The sequence below is a fragment of the Ventosimonas gracilis genome (assembly GCF_001580025.1).
Lineage (GTDB): Bacteria > Pseudomonadota > Gammaproteobacteria > Pseudomonadales > Pseudomonadaceae > Ventosimonas > Ventosimonas gracilis.
This window is the reverse complement of record NZ_LSZO01000204.1, coordinates 1-15,754: the sequence shown is the minus strand read 5'-3', so window position 1 is coordinate 15,754 and position 15,754 is coordinate 1. Positions and strand designations below refer to the sequence as shown.

The window sequence follows — 15,754 nt, the reverse complement described above, 5'->3', positions numbered from 1 at the left end:
AAAATTGCCTGAACTCGTCAAATCCTTCTTCAGACAGCCAGAATGCCTATATATAAAAATGTGACTTTATTTTATGAAAATTTAGTAACATGATGACCGTAGCTGCCTATCAAGTCTGCACCCGCTGTGTGATGGATACGACCGACCCAGACATTACCTTCGACGATCAAGGGATATGTCATCATTGTCATGAATTTGATCAGATAACCGCCAAGCGCTGGTTTCCCAATGCGCAGGGAGAAAGCCAGATGCAGAACACGTTTACGCGTATCAAGGCGGAAGGTGCAAACCAGGAATATGACAGCATTATTGGCTTAAGCGGCGGCATAGACAGCTCCTACCTTGCCGTCATGCTTAAAGACCGCGGCTTGCGCCCTCTGGTGATGCATGTGGATGGCGGATGGAATAACTTAGACTCAACATTCAAGTGCAACACTTGGTAGAGAGAATAAAAGGTCGGTGCATTGGAAACTATGGCTAAGAGACAGAGCGATGTGTTGCGCACAACTAATCAAGAATCCATTTCTTGCCTCAGGATAGAGTGGCTTGTACTTGGATGCTTCTTTTTGTTGTTCCCATTTTTGTTCTTTTATAGAAGCGCTGTGACGCAAGAAATTATACCGACAGTCATAGGCCGCGGCCCCGAATTCTTTGCCTTTGTAACGTTTTTGATTTTCTGTGTTCCACTGATGGTGCAGGTTGGCCGCCTAAAAAATAATGGTTTAATCATAACGATGATGTTTCTAGCGTTGTTGATGTACTGCAGCGCGTGGACAGGCATCTACTACGCGCTCGGTGAGGGATTCCAACAACGCACGGATGTGCTGTATCGATCACTATCTATGATAGCTGGTTGGTTCGTATTGTTTAGTATAGGGTTTTTCTGGCCGCATCGAGTGCCAAAAGCATATCTGACATTACTCGCAACTAGTTTTTTTGGAATGGCGTGTATCGTTGTATTTAATATGGATTCGCAAGAGCATATCTTTCAATTTGGATATTCCACTAAAGAGGGCAGTTACTCGTACCAAGGTTTCGCACTCTCTGCTGCATTTTCTCTGTTGGTTTGGTTATCTACCATAAAAAACATATATAGATTTTTTGTGGTTTATGCATCTGCTCTTGTGGTGATTTTTTTTATCGGTGCGCGCTCGGAGCTGGTGGGTTTTGTGGTCGTTTTTCCATTTATGGTATGTTTGCACTATAAACGGAGCCCACTAAAAACAATCATCGCATCGGCTGTGCTCATTTTTTTTGTCGCCGGTGGCGTAGTCTATGCTTATGAAAACTTGGCGAAGTCCCGGCAATTGCAACTTTTAAACATCACGGAATCATCTTCAGGAATTGCACGATTGGATATGCAGGATAAAGCACTCGATGCCATAAGACGCGCACCCATTATGGGAGATTTCGCGGGGGATGTCAGAGACTATGGCAATACTGGAAGTTATGCACACAATCTTATTTCAGCATGGCGGCAATTTGGCATTCTCGGATTTTTGTTATATACGGCATTGCTGATTTTTCCATTGAAGGTTAGCAGGAAATTATTAAAAAATAACTTCCACAGAGATGAATTTGACTTGCCAATCATTACCTACGTATTTTCGATATTTTCCCTAACGCTTATTCTGGTTTCAAAAACAATATTCTGGCCACTTCCCGCTTTCGCATGGGGCCTTGCAGTCGCCTGTTGTAGGAAATTCGATGCGAACATCTAGCAACATGGAATTGACGTATCGTGCACTTGCCTTGCTCATGCGCTACTTCGTGGATACCATCATTTACGATGTTTATCACGATAGGTTGACGGAAAACCTGAACAACGCCTTGATGCAAGAGGCCAAGGTTTAGAATGCGCTGTTTGAACTGCAAATGAAGCGTCCCCACTTCGTGCGTCAGATCGCGCAGTTGGAGACGCTGATTGAGAAATATTCCAAATTGTTTGGTTCTAACGCACAAACGGAAATGCGGATCGCGACGGAAGACTCTTTGGGGTCCTCGCCCGTCGTAGTCGTAAAAGTGATGAATCTGCAGATGGAGTTGGCTGCGCTGGATGAGCAGGTCGAGCGTTTGCAGCGCAGGCATAGTTCAGACCGATCGGTAATACCCCCTAAAAACCCTGGGATTCAGAAGTAGAATTTTCTCGAACAAGGAGTTCTACAGATGAAGCGATCAAAGTTCACAGATAGTCAGATCGTCGAGGCGATCAAGCGGGTTGAGGGTGGGTTGGCGGTGTCGGAGTTGTGCCGGGAACTGGGCATCAGTTCAGCGACGTTCTACAAGTGGCGCTCGAAATTCGGCGGGATGGATGTGTCGCTGATGGCGCGCATGAAGGAGCTGGAAGCAGAGAACGCCCGGCTGCGCAAGATGTACATCGAGGAGAAGCTCAAGGCCGAGATCGCCTCGGAGTACTTGGCAAAAAAGTCCTGAGGCCGTCTCGCCGGCGCGAGATAGCCAAAGAGGTCGTCAGGTCCGGGCGAGCATCGATCCGTGTGGCCTGCGCGGTCTTTTGCATCAGCGAATCCTGCTATCGGTACGAAGCCAAGCTCAAGGCCGAGAACGAAGAGATGGCGGATTGGCTGCTGCGTCTGACCGACAGCCATCGGACCTGGGGCTTCATGCTGTGCTTTTTGTACCTGCGCAACGTCCGTGGCTTCAGTTGGAACCACAAGCGCGTGTACCGCATCTACAAAGCACTGGAGCTGAACCTGCGCATCAATCCGCGCAAAAGGCTGGTCCGGCAGATGCCGGAGCCACTGCCGGTTCCTGGCACCATCAACGAAGTTGGGTCGATGGACTTCATGCATGACCCGTTGGCCGACGGGCGCAGCATCCGGATATTGAACGCGATCGATGACTTCAACCGGGAGGCGCTGGGTATCGAGGTGGACTTCTCACTTCCTGCTGCTCGGGTAGCACGGGTGTTGAGCCAGATCATCGAACATCGGGGGCGGCCACTGTTGATTCGTTGCGACAACGGACCGGAATACACGCGCTCGACGCTATTGTCCTGGGCTCAAAAGCGGGGCATCAAGCTTGACTTCATCCAGCCCGGCAAGCCGCAGCAAAATGCCTATATCGAGCGGTTCAATCGGACAGCTAGGTACGAATGGCTGTCGCAGTATGAATGGGAAGACCTGGAACATGTGCAGAACCATGCTACTCGCTGGATGTGGCCCTATAATCACGAACGCCCGAATATGGCATTGGGCGGGTTCACACCAAAACAGCGGCTAGCCATGGCCGCATCAGTTTCTACTTCTGCGACCCAGTAAGAATGGGGTATTACCGCCCCGCCTCAGACATAAGATATCTCCTGAGGACATAAAGGAAACTTAAGAGTTCCATATGGAGCATTTATGCCTGAGACTCCTGTTCCTATGCCAGTGGAGCGAGCCATCCATAAGCTCGGAAGCGACATATCCCTGGCGCGTCGGTGCCGCCATATCTCACAGACCTCCCTAGCCGAGCGCATGGATAAAGGGCGATCTGCGTATCCCCCGTTCATTTCTTTGCGCGCGCACTGCACGTCTTCGGCAAGATCCAGTCGCTGGAGCACCTGCTGGACACCCCCAACGACGAAATCGGTCTTGCTCTGATGGACAAACGCTTGCCCAAGCGTGCACACAGCAAGTCCGGTGTTGCATCGGGTGCCCTGTGATGACCGGCGTTGTCCATAGCCGCCAGCAGATTCAGATCCGTATCGCAAACGCAGGCCTGCGTTCGGTGCTTCACTGACCCTGTTGGTAAGCTCTATTTATAGGCTGATTATTTCTCTATAATGGACAAAAATAAAAATATTTGTCTTTAATAGCGAACATACCCCGCAAACCACCTGCTGTCTTTCCACAGGAGCAGCGCCTGCTCTCCGAATTGGGGGAGCGGCTGCGCTTGGCCCGCAAGCGGCGCAAGCTGAGCAACGCGGTGGTGGCCCAGCGTGCGGGGGTTTCCAGAACCACCGTATACAAGGTCGAGGCAGGCAATCCGGGTGCGACCCTGGGGGCTTATGTCCGGGTGCTAGCCGTGCTGGGCCTCGAAGGCGATCTCCATCTGCTGGCCGCCGATGACCGGATCGAGCACAAGCTGCAGGATCAGGCGCTGGAGCCGTCTTCTAATACCAGGCGCAGAAAGACCAACCCTTCATCGGCCCAGAATCGCGAGGGGTTTGTATGAGCAGGCAGGACAACGCCCTGGAGGTCTGGCTGGACGATGACCTCGGCTCTCCATGCTTGGTCGGCACGCTGGCTCATGATCGTGGCCAGATCCGCTTCCACTACGAACGGGACTGGCTCAAGGACCCTCGTGCCTTCGCGCTGGATCCCGATCTCTCCCTGGACGAGCCCCCTTCTTTCCGAAGCCGGAACTGGGCAACTTCGGAATCTTCCTGGACTCATCGCCTGACCGCTGGGGCCAAACGCTGATGAAGCGCCGTGAGGCGTTGCAGGCCCAGGACGAGAAGATGGCGGCGCCTCCGGTGACGACCTGGCGCGAACTGGAAGCGGTGGCCTATCAGCTCAGCAACCGGCGCATCGACGATCTTGATGCCCTGCGCAAGTGGCTGGCCGTGCTTGTCGCGCCGGGTGCCTCGTTGGGCGGAGCCAGGCCGAAGGCCAACTTCACGGAGACCGACGGCTCACTCTGGATCGCCAAGTTTCCCGCCCGTGATGACGACCGGGATGTTAGGGCTTGGGAGTACGCGGTTCACCAACTAGCCCGGAAAGCTGGCGTGGATGTACCACCGGCTAGGCTGATCAGGTTGGGCAACGACTTCCACACCTTCTGCGTGCAGCGGCTCGATCGCGCGCAGGGTACGCGGCGCTTCTACGCCTCGGCGATGACGCTGCTGCGCAAGACGCAGAGCGAGGGCACGAGCTACCTGGAACTGGCCCAATTCATCCGCGCCCGGGGCGATGCAGAGCATGCAGACGCGGACTTGGCACAACTGTTCCGACGCGTGGCATTCAACGTCGCAGTCGGCAACCGGGACGATCACCTGCGTAACCACGGCTTCGTGCTTGGCAAGACAGGATGGTGCCTCGCGCCAGCGGTCGATGGCTGGCAGGACGCAGCGCGCAGGGCTGGCATCTCAGGTGCCGACATTGACCTGACGGCGGGGGCTTTCTCGGCCCACGCGGAGTTTCGTGCGCAGTAGGGTAGACGGACGCCAGCACTGTGCTGCGCCGGAGCAGAGAAACCGCTTTCATGTTTGCGAATTCTGGCTCTCATGCCGTAGATGGGAGACGTCCAAGCACTGCGATTGGTTAACCGAGGGGGTTCGCGGATAGCACCAAGATTGATTAGATCTTGATTTTAACTTCAATCAAGGCGTGAAATTATCGACGAAAGATAATCAAAACTCCCGGATGGAGGCTGTTTGGGTCAGTGTGCGTGAGGGCGCGAGCTACCTGATCCAGGCTCAGGGCAGTGTAGAGCGTGCAAACGCGGACTTGGTGCAGCTATTCGTAGCCTGGAATTCAACGTTGCGGTCGACGACTGTGATGGCATCGCAGGCGGCGATATTGACCAGCGGCGGGTGCCTTCTCGACCCATCCGGAGTTTCGTATGATCGCCGGTGTTGGTTGCTACTCCACAGGGGTAAGCACCGAACCACGACCTAAACTCGGAACCAATTCGACATACAGAGCTTTTCGCCCCACGATAACAGCGAGCATTGGCCGCTTGTCCCGCCGCTTCACTGATAAGCGGCCCCATTCCGATCTATCGAGACTAGAAGGATGAGGATGGTCTTCTGGATGGGTGTGCCATTCGCCGAGATAGCGGACGGTTCCCTGGCTTGCAGTCCATCGAGACAAGGCGATGGCTTCGTGCCCAAACGGCATCCGCTCGAACAGGTAGCGAAACCGCTTATCCCAAGCCGTGGGAACCGTCGCTTGCTCAATGAGCAAGTGGCTTCCATGTACGGAACCAAGCAAAAGTCCGCCTGCTTCGCAGTCGGCATCACTGCCCTGAATATGCTGACTGAATGTCTGCAGCGTTCCTGCAGAAAAATGAAGCAACCTGCTTCTGTCGCCGGTTGCCCAGGAGCCTAGGAATTGCATAGCGGGCAATCCCAATCTCGCAAAGGATCGCAGTCAGGTGTGGCCAACTGATGGGTCTGGTCGATCAGCCGGGTCCGCAACGCCGGAGAGTGGATGCCGTTGATCCAATCAAGGGTCATCTCAGCCCCCAAGCTGGCAGCCTGCACCGACACAGAAGCCGGAAATGGTACATACAAGCCCTCGCACCCATAGCCTGCCAAGATGTTAGGCAGAGCATCAAGGGTCGACCGAAGTTCGCCTCTTTTGTGGCTGTGCCATAGACATCGGTAGCACGCACCCGATGCGTTCGCTCTCAGGAGCGCACGCACAGCCGTTCCCGGCCCTTCAATCCAGACAGAAAGCATGGGTGTGGGAGCCCTATAGCGGCCGCACAGCCAATGTCCGAGGGATTCTTCACCGGTGGCGTCGATGAGTAGGTCCAGTTTTCCTAGTTGGGCCTGCCGGACGTCCACGGGAAGCGCATGAACCTCGACGCCTGGCGACAAGCGCCTGAGTTCCTTCGCCATCGCCTCGGCCTTGTTCGACAACAGGTCCGGGAAGCCGAGCCGATGCCGTCCGATGTTCTGCGGAAGAAGGCCATCAAAATCCACTAGCGTGAGTTTCCCTCCGCATGAGCCTGCTCCGGCCTTGACCAGCATGTCCGAAAGGTATCCGCCGATCGTTCCACAACCCACAAGTGCGATTCGCTTTCCTGCCAGCGTTTTCGACTTGGGGATGTTGCGCTGAGCCAGATACCGATCATCAATCCGGATCACCGAGAGGGGTATCACCTTCAGTCCAAAACTCGAATCCTTGCGATCAGAGAGCTTGGTCTTTTGGCTCACTTTGTGGTCAAAGAGCACGGCAAAGCCGTAGGTCATCAGTGGTGACTCGATGATGATCAAGACGACATTTGCTTTTTTGCTTTGCGCTTCTTTGATTCGTTCGTGAATCTTGCGCCGACACCGTGAGTCCAGGGTGCCTTGCCAAGCCAAGATGTCCGCCACTGTCTCCGGTGGCCAGTGGCTGGTCAGCGGTCGGGGTTGTGCGGTGGTCTTGATCCGGTAAGTCAGCCCCGTTTTATCAGTGACCTGGTAGCCGAGCGAATGCAACTTTCTTGTTGTTCGATCTTCGTTGTCGGTGATGAAGCAGAATGGATTCCCATTGGCTTGCGCAACGATACAGTTTTGCCGACCCAGATCTTCGCCTTGCATGTCCACGAAGCAAAGCCAGCCGTTCCAGTAGGCAAAAAACTCTTCGGCGAGATCTTCGATCATCTCGCCTTTCAAGATCTGCCCGAGCACCGCTGCCGCCCGTTGCAGGCACGCCAAGGACTGCCCCACAGGATCGTAGATGTCCAGTACGACGGTTCCCTTTGCCAGATAGCACAGGCCGCCCTCCGCGCCAAGATGAGGAACTGCATTGGGCAGTTCAGGCGGAATTTTGAGCAGCCGAATGCGAGGCAGGTCGAAGAAGGTAGGGTCGAGCTGAATCTCACATGGAATGCCATCGACCGTGCCGCAAGGGATCAAAAGCCCCCGCAGCTTGAACCAGGCGTCGCCCGTCTTGCCGACAAACTCGAAGCCTTGCTGCTTGAAAGCTTCGATCACGTCCGCGACCGCGGCGACGCTGCTCATCCGGCCTTCGTACGCCCGACCAATTCGCTCGGACCCGCCGTAGCGGGCGCTGCGGCAATGGTGGCGACAACTGATACCACCTTGACCCGGCTCGGCTCGTTCGGAAAACGCGGACCAAACTCGCCTTGCATCCGGATGCAGGCCTGGGAAGGGCTGTCGGCGTCGATGGCTCCGCGCAGCGCCTTTTCGAATGCTTCGAACGCTTTCGCCGCCTCTTCGACGCCCTCTTGACCAAGGCGTTCAGTAAGCGACTCCGACTCATCAACGGGGTTATTCACCCCCGCGCGCAGCCGGGCCGGCAATGCTGCGACGACATCCAGCAATGCCAGGTCGTCGCGCCGATCCCGCTTCTCGAACAGCGGAGCCGCAGCGGCCATCAACAGAATCGAGGCCGGCCCGCCGCTCGACCACCGCCAATCGCGGAACGCCTTCAAGTAGCGAATCACACGGCGAAACTGCTCGCCCTTGGCTTCCACTTCGCCCAGAAACCATTCCTTCACAGGCCTGGGGTCGGAGGTCATCCAGTTGCACTCGCGGTGAGCCAGGAGCACTTTGTCAGCGGGTAGTGCCGTCCAGGCATCCCGTTCTGCCATGTTCACCGCTCCCGTCAGCGAGTCGTAGCCGTAGCGCTCCATCGAGGCTTTCGTGAGCATGACGAACTCTTTGTCGGGGATGGCGTACAGCGGAATGTCGATGTGGGCATAGGCTGCAATGACAATCCGGATGCATGTTGGCTTGTCGGTGACGAGCTTCCAGTGTTTCTCCTCGACCAGGGGTTTCAAGGCTTCTTCAGCAGCGGCAAAGAACACCGTTGTGGCCCTGCTGGGACGTTTCGTCTGCGAGACGAAACTCAATGGGAGGTAGCAGCCATCATCGACATCCGCTTGCTGGGGGCGTTGAGCCGGGGCATTCAAGGTCTTATATGCCCACGACCCCTGCGTGAAGAAGCGCGGCTGCGGCACGTCGTCCGTGTACCCGCGTTCGCGCAACACGCGCGGGATACCGGTGCGCAGGCAGTTTCTGACGTCGTTGCGGGCGCTGGCGATCCAGGCGCGTCGCTCAGGCGACAGATCCAGCTCGTCATGCATGCAGGATTCGTCATCGGCGGTGGTGAAGAAAAGCGGACTCAGGTTCAGCATGCGGCCTCCGGCACATTCTTGTTGGGGCCGTGATAGAAGGTAGGTGCGCCGGCCTGATGCGCTCGAAAATGTTGAAACAGAGGGTCGCCCAGCGCGCGCTGTGCAGCGTGGCTGCCGCGGTCCTTCAGCGTGTTCGTGGCACCAATGGACACACGGTCCAGCGCTTTCACGTCCTTGCTTTGATCGGGCGTGGCCTTGTCGTCGATCTGGAAGTAGTTGCTACCCAAGGACTGTCGCAGCATGTAGTCCACCGACGACTCTTGGGCGGAGATCACCAGATCGAAGAGCCCCCCGCGCCACTTGCCAAATCCGCGGTCGAGGCTCGCGCCGCCGCGGACCGTTGCACCGATCGTCATCGTGCCAATGGACAGCACCCTAACCAGGGCATTCTGTTTCGGCGCGAGGAACGTATTGACCTCATGCAGCCCGAGCAGTCCGGGCGCGTTGCCGACCAGACCTCCATCCGCAAAGACACCACGGTCGTTGCGCGCTAGCGGAAAGTAAACGGGCGCAGCGGCGGTCGCCAACGCCACATCCACGATCTTCATGCGGTGATCCAACTCAAATGAGGGATGGTGAGGCGTCTTGAAGAATTGACCACGCCCCGTCGAGTAGTTGACGGCTGGCACGAGAACGCGGTGCTTCAAGTTGCCGATCGTGGTGTCTTGGAAGCGCTCGGTCAGCACGCCCTGCAACCCTGCGGAGTCGTGCTTAGCGGTCAACCAGAAGCCCAGAAGGCGCCGAGTGAAACTGCGGCAACCAAAGATGCGGGAACCCTGTCCTTCGAACAAGGCTTTGAGTTCAATGGCAGGGATTTCTGCGGCCAGCCCCAAGGCCAGCATCCCGCCTGCAGAGGTGCCGCAAATCAGGTCGAAGTGCGAAGCGATGGGGCGGCCCAGCACGGCTTCAAGCTCGGCAAGAACCGTCGCTGTGTACAAGCCGCGATAACCGCCCCCAGACAGGGCGAGTACATGGTAGGTGGGCACGCCCGTCATGGCACTCAGCCCTTCGGCGGGAAGGGGTCGTTGCCGTGGCTGTCCTTGTCACGGATGCGACCGTCCGGACGGTGAATGACCAGTTCGGACTGCTGCTTGCGTGCGATGTCCCGCGCCGCGTCAATGACCTGTTGCTGCGTGTCGTGCACGGAGGTTGCCCGCTGATTGCCGGCACCCCTGACGGCCCAACCGTCCTGGTGAGGAACTACGTGCTGATTTTTGCCTGTCATTGCGAATTTACTAAAGTTGAACCAACGAAACCCCGCCAGCCGACCGGGTTGCCAATGACCACCGGTTGAAGCAAATACGTTGCTTTTGCAGACAACTGGCGCGTCAAGCCAGATCAACTTGCTGTAGTCGTAGAACTCACTTATGTTGCCTGTCTGGACAACAATATATCAGACTTGTTGCCAAACTGCAAATGGTGGGCTTGGTGCCGTAGAACGCAACTGCTTCGGATCGCCCCCCAGTGTCCGCCGCAGCCACAAGGAACAGAACGAATGTCACAAACAGGCCTAGGCGTCGCCCTCAAGACGCTACGCGAGCGCAGAACCCTCTCATTGCGCGAAATCGGTCAACTGTCTTCGGTGGACCATGCCTATGTCCACCGGCTGGAGTCCGGCGAGAAAAAAAATCCGTCAGTGGACTTAGTCAAGAAGCTGCTGAAGGTTCTCAAACCAAGTGAAAGAGATGCTGCGCTGGTGATGTGGCTTGTCGACCATGCGCAGGCCGATCCCCGCCTTGTTGAATTCGTGCTGAACGATCCTTCCATCAGCATCGACATCTTTTCGGCTGCAGCAGGTGTGAGGCATCGTGGAAATACAAGGCCCGATCCCGCGACACTGATCGCCCGGATACAGCGAGCATTCGAGGACGACTGAACATGGATGAGGCGGATATCACACAGAAAGCACGGGCCTTTGTTACGAAGGTTGATGTGTCCGGCATCCGGGAAGACCTGACGCCCTATGTGGTCGCGGCCAACGCCAAGGTCAAGAAAGATGAACTTGATGAGGGTGAGTCCGGCAGCGGGAATCACTTTCGGCACCCAACCAATTGATTTAAAACGACATTTCTAGATTCGGCCATCCGAAACGCGCCGCATAGTGTACCGCATCTTGGGCGCTTGTCAATTGACGATATTGCCACAAAGTAGCGGCGGCTACTTTACTTCAGCATTAAATACGCTATTATGGACAAACAATCAATTTTCATTCTGTAATAGCGAACATGCCGCGCAAGCCTCCTCCCCTGTTTCCGCAAGAGCAGCGCCTGCTGTCCGATTTGGGCGAGCGGCTGCGCCTGGCGCGCAAGCGGCGCAGGTTGAGCAATGCGGCGGTGGCCGGGCGGGCCGGGATTTCGCGCACGACGCTGTACAAGGTTGAGACGGGTGATCCCGGGGCAACGTTGGGGTCGTATATGCGGGTGCTGGCGGTGCTGGGGTTGGAAGGCGATTTGAATCAGCTTGCCGCCGATGACCGGCTCGGGCGCAAATTGCAGGACTTGGCGCTGGAACCCAAACGCCGTGCGCCCCGTCGAGCCTTAACCGTAGCAGGTGAACCGACATGAGCAGGAAGAACGATACGCTGGAAGTCTGGCTGGACGATGACTTGGGTACGGCCTGTCAGGTCGGCACGCTGGCACATGACCGGGGACAGATTCGCTTTCGGTATGCGCGTGAGTGGTTGAATCATCCGCGCGCATTCGCGCTTGACCCTGATTTGTCGCTGGACGAGTCCCCGTTTTTCCCCAAGCCGGAACTGGGAAATTTCGGTATTTTTCTGGATTCTTCGCCCGACCGTTGGGGGCAGACGCTGATGAAGCGGCGTGAGGCGCTGCAGGCCAGGGATGAACAGCGCCCGCCGCGCACGTTGTATGCGTGGGATTTTCTGATGGGCGTGCAAGATCTGACCCGTCAGGGAGCGTTGCGTTTTCGCAAACCCGATAGCGAGACGTTTCTGGGTAACGAGCCGTTGGCTGCGCCGCCGGTGACGAGTTTGCGGGAGCTGGAAGCGGTGGCTTGGCAGTTGAGCCATCGGCGGTTGGACGATCTGGATGCGCTGCGCCAGTGGTTGACAGTGCTGGTTGCGCCCGGTGCATCGCTGGGTGGGGCAAGGCCGAAGGCGAATTTCACCCAGGAAGACGGCACGCTGTGGATAGGTAAATTCCCCGCTCGTGACGATGACCGGGATACAGGTGCCTGGGAATATGTCGTGCATCAACTGGCGCAACGTGCGGGCGTGGATGTGCCGCCTGCAAAGCTGGTCAAACTCAATAACGAGTTTCACACGTTTTGCGTGCGGCGGTTTGACCGTGCGGGGACGGCGCGGCGGTTTTATGCTTCGGCCATGACCTTGCTGCGCAAAACGCATAGCGAAGGTACGAGTTATCTGGAATTGGCGCAGTTTATCCGCGCCCAGGGCGATGCCGAACATGCGGATGTTGATTTGGCGCAGTTATTCCGGCGAGTGGCATTCAATGTCGCCGTTGGCAATCGGGATGACCATTTGCGCAATCACGGGTTTATTCTCGGCAAAACGGGCTGGCGGCTGGCTCCGGCGTTTGATGTCAATCCGAATATCGACAAGGGCGAACATGTGTTGAATATCGATGATGTGGACAATCGCCCCAACTTGGAAACCGTGCTCAATACTGCCGTATTTTATGGATTGAACGACAACAAGGCCAGACAAATTGTGCAGGCGGTCGTGACCGCAGTCGATGGCTGGCGGGAGATGGCGAAAAATCTGCGCATTGCACGGGCGGATATTGAGTTGATGGCCGGAGCATTCACGGCGCATGAACAATTCCATCATGCAACGCACCATCAATAAGCGACTTGACGGCTTTTCCATCCGATTGAATCGATGGGTTGTACGTCACGCTATCGCCCAATCCGAACGCGCTGCCTCTACAATGGAGCGTTGACAGCGGTTATCTGGGCTATGAAGCCGCCGAAGGTATTGATTGGGTGTGGGAACACCGCATCGACGATTTGGCGAAGTTTGGCTTATGACCTGTGCATCTTCCCTTGACCGCGCACACGAGCGCTTGGCGCTGCAAGCCAGACTGGATGCCGCCAAAACCCAAGCCGAGCGCAACCGGCTGGGGCAGTTTGCCACCCCGGATGCCTTGGCGCAGGACATTTTGGATTACGCTAACACCTTGTTGCCAGACAACGCTCCCATCCGTTTTCTGGATCCAGCCATTGGCACCGGCGCGTTCTACGCCGCCTTGCGCAACGGCTATCCCGCTTCACGTATTCAAACTGCACGCGGCTACGAAATCGACCCGCACTACGGTAATCCCGCCACCACTTTATGGCGTGATGGCAGGCTGGATTTACGCATCGCCGACTTTACCAATCAAACGCCCGAAGCGGCATTCAATCTGCTGATTTGCAACCCGCCCTATGTGCGTCATCATCACTTAAGCCGTGAACAAAAAGCGCGGTTGCAACAAACATCACTGGCAGCCTCCGGCGTTCAGTTGAGCGGATTGTCCGGCCTGTATTGCCACTTCCTTGCCCAATCCCACGCCTGGATGAGCGAAGGCGGCATTGCCGGTTGGCTGATTCCCAGCGAGTTTATGGATGTCAACTACGGACAGGCCATCAAGCGCTATCTGCTCGAACGTGTCACCCTGCTGCACATCCACCGCTTTGACCCTGCCGATGTACAGTTTGCCGATGCGCTGGTGTCTTCGGCCGTCGTGTGGTTTCGCAAATCACCGCCGCCCCAACACCATCAGGTGATGTTTACCTTCGGTGGCACGCTGGCGGAACCGACCCAGTGCCGTCATGTCTGCGTATCCACTTTGGCAAAAGAGTCCAAGTGGACGCGCTTTCCCGTTGCGGCCGAGCGCACACGCCCTGCGGATGGTGTTGTATCGGATTTTTTCACCATCAAGCGCGGCATCGCCACAGGCGACAACGACTTTTTTATTCTGGACGAAGACACACTCACCAAACGCGACCTGCCCAAAGACGTTTTTCGCCCCATCCTGCCCAGCCCGCGCCACATCAAGGCAAACGAAATCATCGCTGATACGAACGGCATTCCTCTGTTGGACAAACGCCTATTCCTGCTGGATGCCGATTTGCCCGAAGAGCACATCAGCCAGCGCTACCCCACACTGCACCGGTATTTGCAGGAAGGACGCGAGCAGGGACTGCCCGAGCGCTACCTGTGCCGTCACCGCAAGCGCTGGTACGCACAGGAAAAACGCGCCGCCGCGCCCATCGTCTGCACCTATCTTGGCCGCAGCGACAGCAAGGACAAACGGCCATTTCGCTTTATCCTCAACCATTCCAGCGCCACCGTCGCCAACGTCTGGCTGGCTATGTATCCCACGCTTGCCATGCAGCAGGCCATGCAGATCAAGCCGGATATTCTGCGTCAGGTATGGCAGATACTGAACAGCATCAACCCGGAGCAATTACTGGGCGAAGGCCGGGTTTATGGTGGCGGGCTGCACAAGCTGGAACCCAAAGAACTGGGCAACGTGCCTGTACCGGACCTGGTACAGATGCTGCCGTTGCCTGAACAGGCTGAATTGGCGTTTTAATCCGTTTCTGCCTTGGCAACCCGCAATGCCCTGTGCGCGAAGCGCTCACAGGCAAGTGTGGGCTCTTCGTTGAGGCGCAGCAAATGCGTGATGATCTCGAAGGGTGCATCCGCGAACGGACGCATGCAGATGTCCCATGCGCGGGCGGAGGCAAGACGCGATTGCGCGGTAATGCCAATGCCATAACCGGCGACAACCCACATCGCCATCAATTCAAATGAAGTGACATACTGAATATCGCATGGCTTTTCGGGAAGGCAGGCTATCTGCTGTTCCAGCAACGGGCAGATTTCGGTCCGCCAGCGGAAAACGGGATAGTCCGCCACGTCATTCAGCGACAATGCGGCCTTCTCAAGCAAAGGATGTCGTAACGGTGTGGCAATTGCCATTTCTTCGCGCCACAGCGGCTGGCTGTGCAGGGAAGCATTCGCCGCATCCGAAAACGCCAACCCGGCATCGTAGCGGCCTTCCCGCAGCCCGAGCATCAGCGCATCGTTTGATACTTCCGATAAAGTAATGGCGACTTCCGGCTCCTCCTCACGCTGCAAAGCCAGCAGAGCTGAAAGCTGGCGCGAGGGTACGCCGGGTGCAATGGCAAGCCTGATGTGTGAGGATACGCAGATGCCGTCTTGCATGAAAAGAAGTCCCGACAAATCGCCAGACAGAAAATCTGACCGTGCAGGCATGATAGCGCATGGTTAAGTTTAACGTGGTTTGATTCCATCATTTGGTAGACGCTTCTGTCCATGCAGAAGCGACACGTTGAACGAGGCCGTCCCCGAGGCACCACAACGTATGAAGCCAAACCGGCGCAGGCGTTTGGCGATGCCGTACGCAGCGCCCGTCTGGCGCGGGGAATTGCACAGGAAGAATTGGCGGCTCTGGCTGGAATCGAGCGCTCACACATGGGCAAGATGGAACGGGGCGAGCATTTGCCGACACTGGCCTTGATTTTGAAAGTTGCCAACGCGCTGAAGATGAGCGCCGCCGAGTTGATAACAGACACGGAAACCAACCTGCGTGGAGCCGATAACCCTCAGTCGTGATGCGTTGCGCAATCATGCAGGTGCGTGGCGAACCGATCCAGCAAGGCAGGTGACGGCTCTTCGTTCGGTCTCAGCAGATAGGTGGTCAGTACGGCTGAATCCACTTTCAGGGGGCGGATGATGACATGCGGGCATCGGCACAGTGCAAATCGGTTGGCGGTGATAAAGCCAATGCCGTAACCGGCACCGACCAGCGCCAGCAGCATGTCCTGTGAAGCCGCGTATTCGATGATGTTCAGATCGCCTTCCAACGGCCGCAGCAGACGCATCAGCTCACGATAATGGCCTTCGCAATGCTGCGGGTCATACAGAATCAATGGGTAGTCCACC

Annotated in this window: 21 protein-coding genes; 14 read left to right on the top strand and 7 right to left on the bottom strand. The window is 56.4% G+C overall.

Features of this window, described 5'->3' with window-relative positions:
• Positions 1-89: 89 nt before the first annotated feature.
• The 7 genes from AXE65_RS11595 to AXE65_RS11560 all read left to right on the top strand — a co-directional run bounded on the left by AXE65_RS11595 (position 90) and on the right by AXE65_RS11560 (position 5,155).
• Entirely contained in the window at positions 90-443 is a 354-nt protein-coding gene (locus AXE65_RS11595) for an adenine nucleotide alpha hydrolase family protein (protein WP_068392547.1), read from the top strand.
• Between the two features lie 159 nt (positions 444-602).
• A complete protein-coding gene (locus tag AXE65_RS11590) occupies positions 603-1,721 on the top strand; it encodes an O-antigen ligase family protein (protein WP_153015464.1) in 1,119 nt (372 codons plus the stop codon).
• Entirely contained in the window at positions 1,708-1,854 is a 147-nt protein-coding gene (locus tag AXE65_RS13900; RefSeq protein WP_160330612.1) for a hypothetical protein, read from the top strand. Before AXE65_RS11590 ends, AXE65_RS13900 begins: the two co-directional genes overlap by 14 nt.
• Positions 1,855-1,875: 21 nt before the next feature.
• Positions 1,876-2,139: a hypothetical protein gene (locus AXE65_RS11585; protein ID WP_068392540.1), complete on the top strand. Its 264-nt coding sequence runs from the start codon at positions 1,876-1,878 to the stop codon at positions 2,137-2,139.
• A gap of 27 nt (positions 2,140-2,166) precedes the next feature.
• Positions 2,167-3,278, top strand: a protein-coding gene (locus AXE65_RS11575; RefSeq protein WP_153015463.1) for an IS3 family transposase whose coding sequence is annotated in 2 segments (ribosomal slippage) — positions 2,167-2,413 and positions 2,413-3,278 — 1,113 coding nt in all. Because the reading frame shifts where the segments join, the coding sequence is not laid out codon by codon here.
• 526 nt (positions 3,279-3,804) lie between these two features.
• The gene (locus AXE65_RS11570; RefSeq protein WP_204376563.1) at positions 3,805-4,176 is read left to right on the top strand and encodes a helix-turn-helix domain-containing protein; all 372 of its coding nucleotides are present in this window, start codon (positions 3,805-3,807) and stop codon (positions 4,174-4,176) included.
• A 247-nt stretch (positions 4,177-4,423) separates the two neighbouring features.
• Positions 4,424-5,155 (top strand): HipA domain-containing protein, encoded by a 732-nt coding sequence (locus tag AXE65_RS11560; protein ID WP_068392525.1) that lies wholly within the window; start codon positions 4,424-4,426, stop codon positions 5,153-5,155.
• A gap of 430 nt (positions 5,156-5,585) precedes the next feature.
• Here the strand turns inward: AXE65_RS11560 and AXE65_RS13425 are convergent, their stop codons facing one another.
• From AXE65_RS13425 to AXE65_RS11535, 5 genes are read right to left on the bottom strand one after another with little or no spacing between them, the layout of a single operon-like run.
• Positions 5,586-6,062, bottom strand: coding sequence for a Mov34/MPN/PAD-1 family protein (locus AXE65_RS13425; RefSeq protein WP_079214156.1), 477 nt, complete (start codon positions 6,060-6,062; stop codon positions 5,586-5,588).
• Positions 6,050-7,678, bottom strand: coding sequence for a ThiF family adenylyltransferase (locus AXE65_RS11550; protein ID WP_068392519.1), 1,629 nt, complete (start codon positions 7,676-7,678; stop codon positions 6,050-6,052). Before AXE65_RS11550 ends, AXE65_RS13425 begins: the two co-directional genes overlap by 13 nt.
• The gene (locus AXE65_RS11545; RefSeq protein ID WP_068392517.1) at positions 7,675-8,817 is read right to left on the bottom strand and encodes a CBASS cGAMP synthase; all 1,143 of its coding nucleotides are present in this window, start codon (positions 8,815-8,817) and stop codon (positions 7,675-7,677) included. Before AXE65_RS11545 ends, AXE65_RS11550 begins: the two co-directional genes overlap by 4 nt.
• The gene (locus AXE65_RS11540; RefSeq protein WP_068392513.1) at positions 8,811-9,812 is read right to left on the bottom strand and encodes a CBASS cGAMP-activated phospholipase; all 1,002 of its coding nucleotides are present in this window, start codon (positions 9,810-9,812) and stop codon (positions 8,811-8,813) included. Before AXE65_RS11540 ends, AXE65_RS11545 begins: the two co-directional genes overlap by 7 nt.
• 5 nt (positions 9,813-9,817) lie before the next feature.
• A complete protein-coding gene (locus AXE65_RS11535) occupies positions 9,818-10,042 on the bottom strand; it encodes a DUF2188 domain-containing protein (protein ID WP_068392511.1) in 225 nt (74 codons plus the stop codon).
• A 270-nt stretch (positions 10,043-10,312) separates the two neighbouring features.
• On the opposite strand from AXE65_RS11535, the gene AXE65_RS11530 reads away from it, so the two are divergent.
• From AXE65_RS11530 to AXE65_RS11515, 6 genes are all read left to right on the top strand, one after another.
• Complete coding sequence (locus AXE65_RS11530) at positions 10,313-10,693, top strand: helix-turn-helix domain-containing protein (RefSeq protein WP_068392508.1); 381 nt, start codon at positions 10,313-10,315, stop codon at positions 10,691-10,693.
• A gap of 2 nt (positions 10,694-10,695) precedes the next feature.
• Positions 10,696-10,872: a hypothetical protein gene (locus tag AXE65_RS13645; protein WP_239685089.1), complete on the top strand. Its 177-nt coding sequence runs from the start codon at positions 10,696-10,698 to the stop codon at positions 10,870-10,872.
• A 170-nt stretch (positions 10,873-11,042) separates the two neighbouring features.
• Positions 11,043-11,381 carry a helix-turn-helix domain-containing protein gene (locus tag AXE65_RS11525; RefSeq protein ID WP_068392505.1) on the top strand — a complete coding sequence of 113 codons (339 nt, stop codon included), beginning with the start codon at positions 11,043-11,045 and terminating at the stop codon, positions 11,379-11,381.
• Positions 11,378-12,646 carry a type II toxin-antitoxin system HipA family toxin gene (locus tag AXE65_RS11520; RefSeq protein ID WP_068392501.1) on the top strand — a complete coding sequence of 423 codons (1,269 nt, stop codon included), beginning with the start codon at positions 11,378-11,380 and terminating at the stop codon, positions 12,644-12,646. The genes AXE65_RS11525 and AXE65_RS11520 overlap by 4 nt, the downstream gene beginning before the upstream one ends.
• Before the next feature lie 38 nt (positions 12,647-12,684).
• Positions 12,685-12,828, top strand: a complete 144-nt coding sequence (locus AXE65_RS14070) for a hypothetical protein (protein ID WP_204376562.1) — start codon at positions 12,685-12,687, stop codon at positions 12,826-12,828.
• Entirely contained in the window at positions 12,825-14,378 is a 1,554-nt protein-coding gene (locus tag AXE65_RS11515) for an Eco57I restriction-modification methylase domain-containing protein (protein WP_068392498.1), read from the top strand. The genes AXE65_RS14070 and AXE65_RS11515 overlap by 4 nt, the downstream gene beginning before the upstream one ends.
• On the opposite strand, the gene AXE65_RS11510 is transcribed toward AXE65_RS11515, so the two are convergent.
• Positions 14,375-15,013: a LysR family substrate-binding domain-containing protein gene (locus tag AXE65_RS11510; protein WP_068392494.1), complete on the bottom strand. Its 639-nt coding sequence runs from the start codon at positions 15,011-15,013 to the stop codon at positions 14,375-14,377. The genes AXE65_RS11515 and AXE65_RS11510 overlap by 4 nt on opposite strands.
• 111 nt (positions 15,014-15,124) lie before the next feature.
• Between AXE65_RS11510 and AXE65_RS11505 the strand changes: the two genes are divergently transcribed.
• A complete protein-coding gene (locus AXE65_RS11505; RefSeq protein ID WP_068392492.1) occupies positions 15,125-15,424 on the top strand; it encodes a helix-turn-helix domain-containing protein in 300 nt (99 codons plus the stop codon).
• On the opposite strand, the gene AXE65_RS11500 is transcribed toward AXE65_RS11505, so the two are convergent.
• Positions 15,415-15,754: LysR substrate-binding domain-containing protein (locus AXE65_RS11500; RefSeq protein WP_239685088.1), on the bottom strand; the 340-nt coding region annotated here is incomplete at its 5' end. The genes AXE65_RS11505 and AXE65_RS11500 overlap by 10 nt on opposite strands.

What these genes read in the sequence shown, in the direction of transcription:
- AXE65_RS11595 (WP_068392547.1), top strand. Translation starts at nt 90, where the DNA reads ATGATGACCGTAGCTGCCTATCAAGTCTGCACCCGCTGTGTGATGGAT.
- AXE65_RS13900 (WP_160330612.1), top strand. Translation starts at nt 1,708, where the DNA reads ATGCGAACATCTAGCAACATGGAATTGACGTATCGTGCACTTGCCTTG.
- AXE65_RS11585 (WP_068392540.1), top strand. Translation starts at nt 1,876, where the DNA reads ATGAAGCGTCCCCACTTCGTGCGTCAGATCGCGCAGTTGGAGACGCTG.
- AXE65_RS11560 (WP_068392525.1), top strand. Translation starts at nt 4,424, where the DNA reads ATGAAGCGCCGTGAGGCGTTGCAGGCCCAGGACGAGAAGATGGCGGCG.
- AXE65_RS13425 (WP_079214156.1), bottom strand. Translation starts at nt 6,062, where the DNA reads ATGCAATTCCTAGGCTCCTGGGCAACCGGCGACAGAAGCAGGTTGCTT.
- AXE65_RS11550 (WP_068392519.1), bottom strand. Translation starts at nt 7,678, where the DNA reads ATGAGCAGCGTCGCCGCGGTCGCGGACGTGATCGAAGCTTTCAAGCAG.
- AXE65_RS11545 (WP_068392517.1), bottom strand. Translation starts at nt 8,817, where the DNA reads ATGCTGAACCTGAGTCCGCTTTTCTTCACCACCGCCGATGACGAATCC.
- AXE65_RS11540 (WP_068392513.1), bottom strand. Translation starts at nt 9,812, where the DNA reads ATGACGGGCGTGCCCACCTACCATGTACTCGCCCTGTCTGGGGGCGGT.
- AXE65_RS11535 (WP_068392511.1), bottom strand. Translation starts at nt 10,042, where the DNA reads ATGACAGGCAAAAATCAGCACGTAGTTCCTCACCAGGACGGTTGGGCC.
- AXE65_RS11530 (WP_068392508.1), top strand. Translation starts at nt 10,313, where the DNA reads ATGTCACAAACAGGCCTAGGCGTCGCCCTCAAGACGCTACGCGAGCGC.
- AXE65_RS13645 (WP_239685089.1), top strand. Translation starts at nt 10,696, where the DNA reads ATGGATGAGGCGGATATCACACAGAAAGCACGGGCCTTTGTTACGAAG.
- AXE65_RS11525 (WP_068392505.1), top strand. Translation starts at nt 11,043, where the DNA reads ATGCCGCGCAAGCCTCCTCCCCTGTTTCCGCAAGAGCAGCGCCTGCTG.
- AXE65_RS11520 (WP_068392501.1), top strand. Translation starts at nt 11,378, where the DNA reads ATGAGCAGGAAGAACGATACGCTGGAAGTCTGGCTGGACGATGACTTG.
- AXE65_RS11515 (WP_068392498.1), top strand. Translation starts at nt 12,825, where the DNA reads ATGACCTGTGCATCTTCCCTTGACCGCGCACACGAGCGCTTGGCGCTG.
- AXE65_RS11510 (WP_068392494.1), bottom strand. Translation starts at nt 15,013, where the DNA reads ATGCAAGACGGCATCTGCGTATCCTCACACATCAGGCTTGCCATTGCA.
- AXE65_RS11505 (WP_068392492.1), top strand. Translation starts at nt 15,125, where the DNA reads ATGCAGAAGCGACACGTTGAACGAGGCCGTCCCCGAGGCACCACAACG.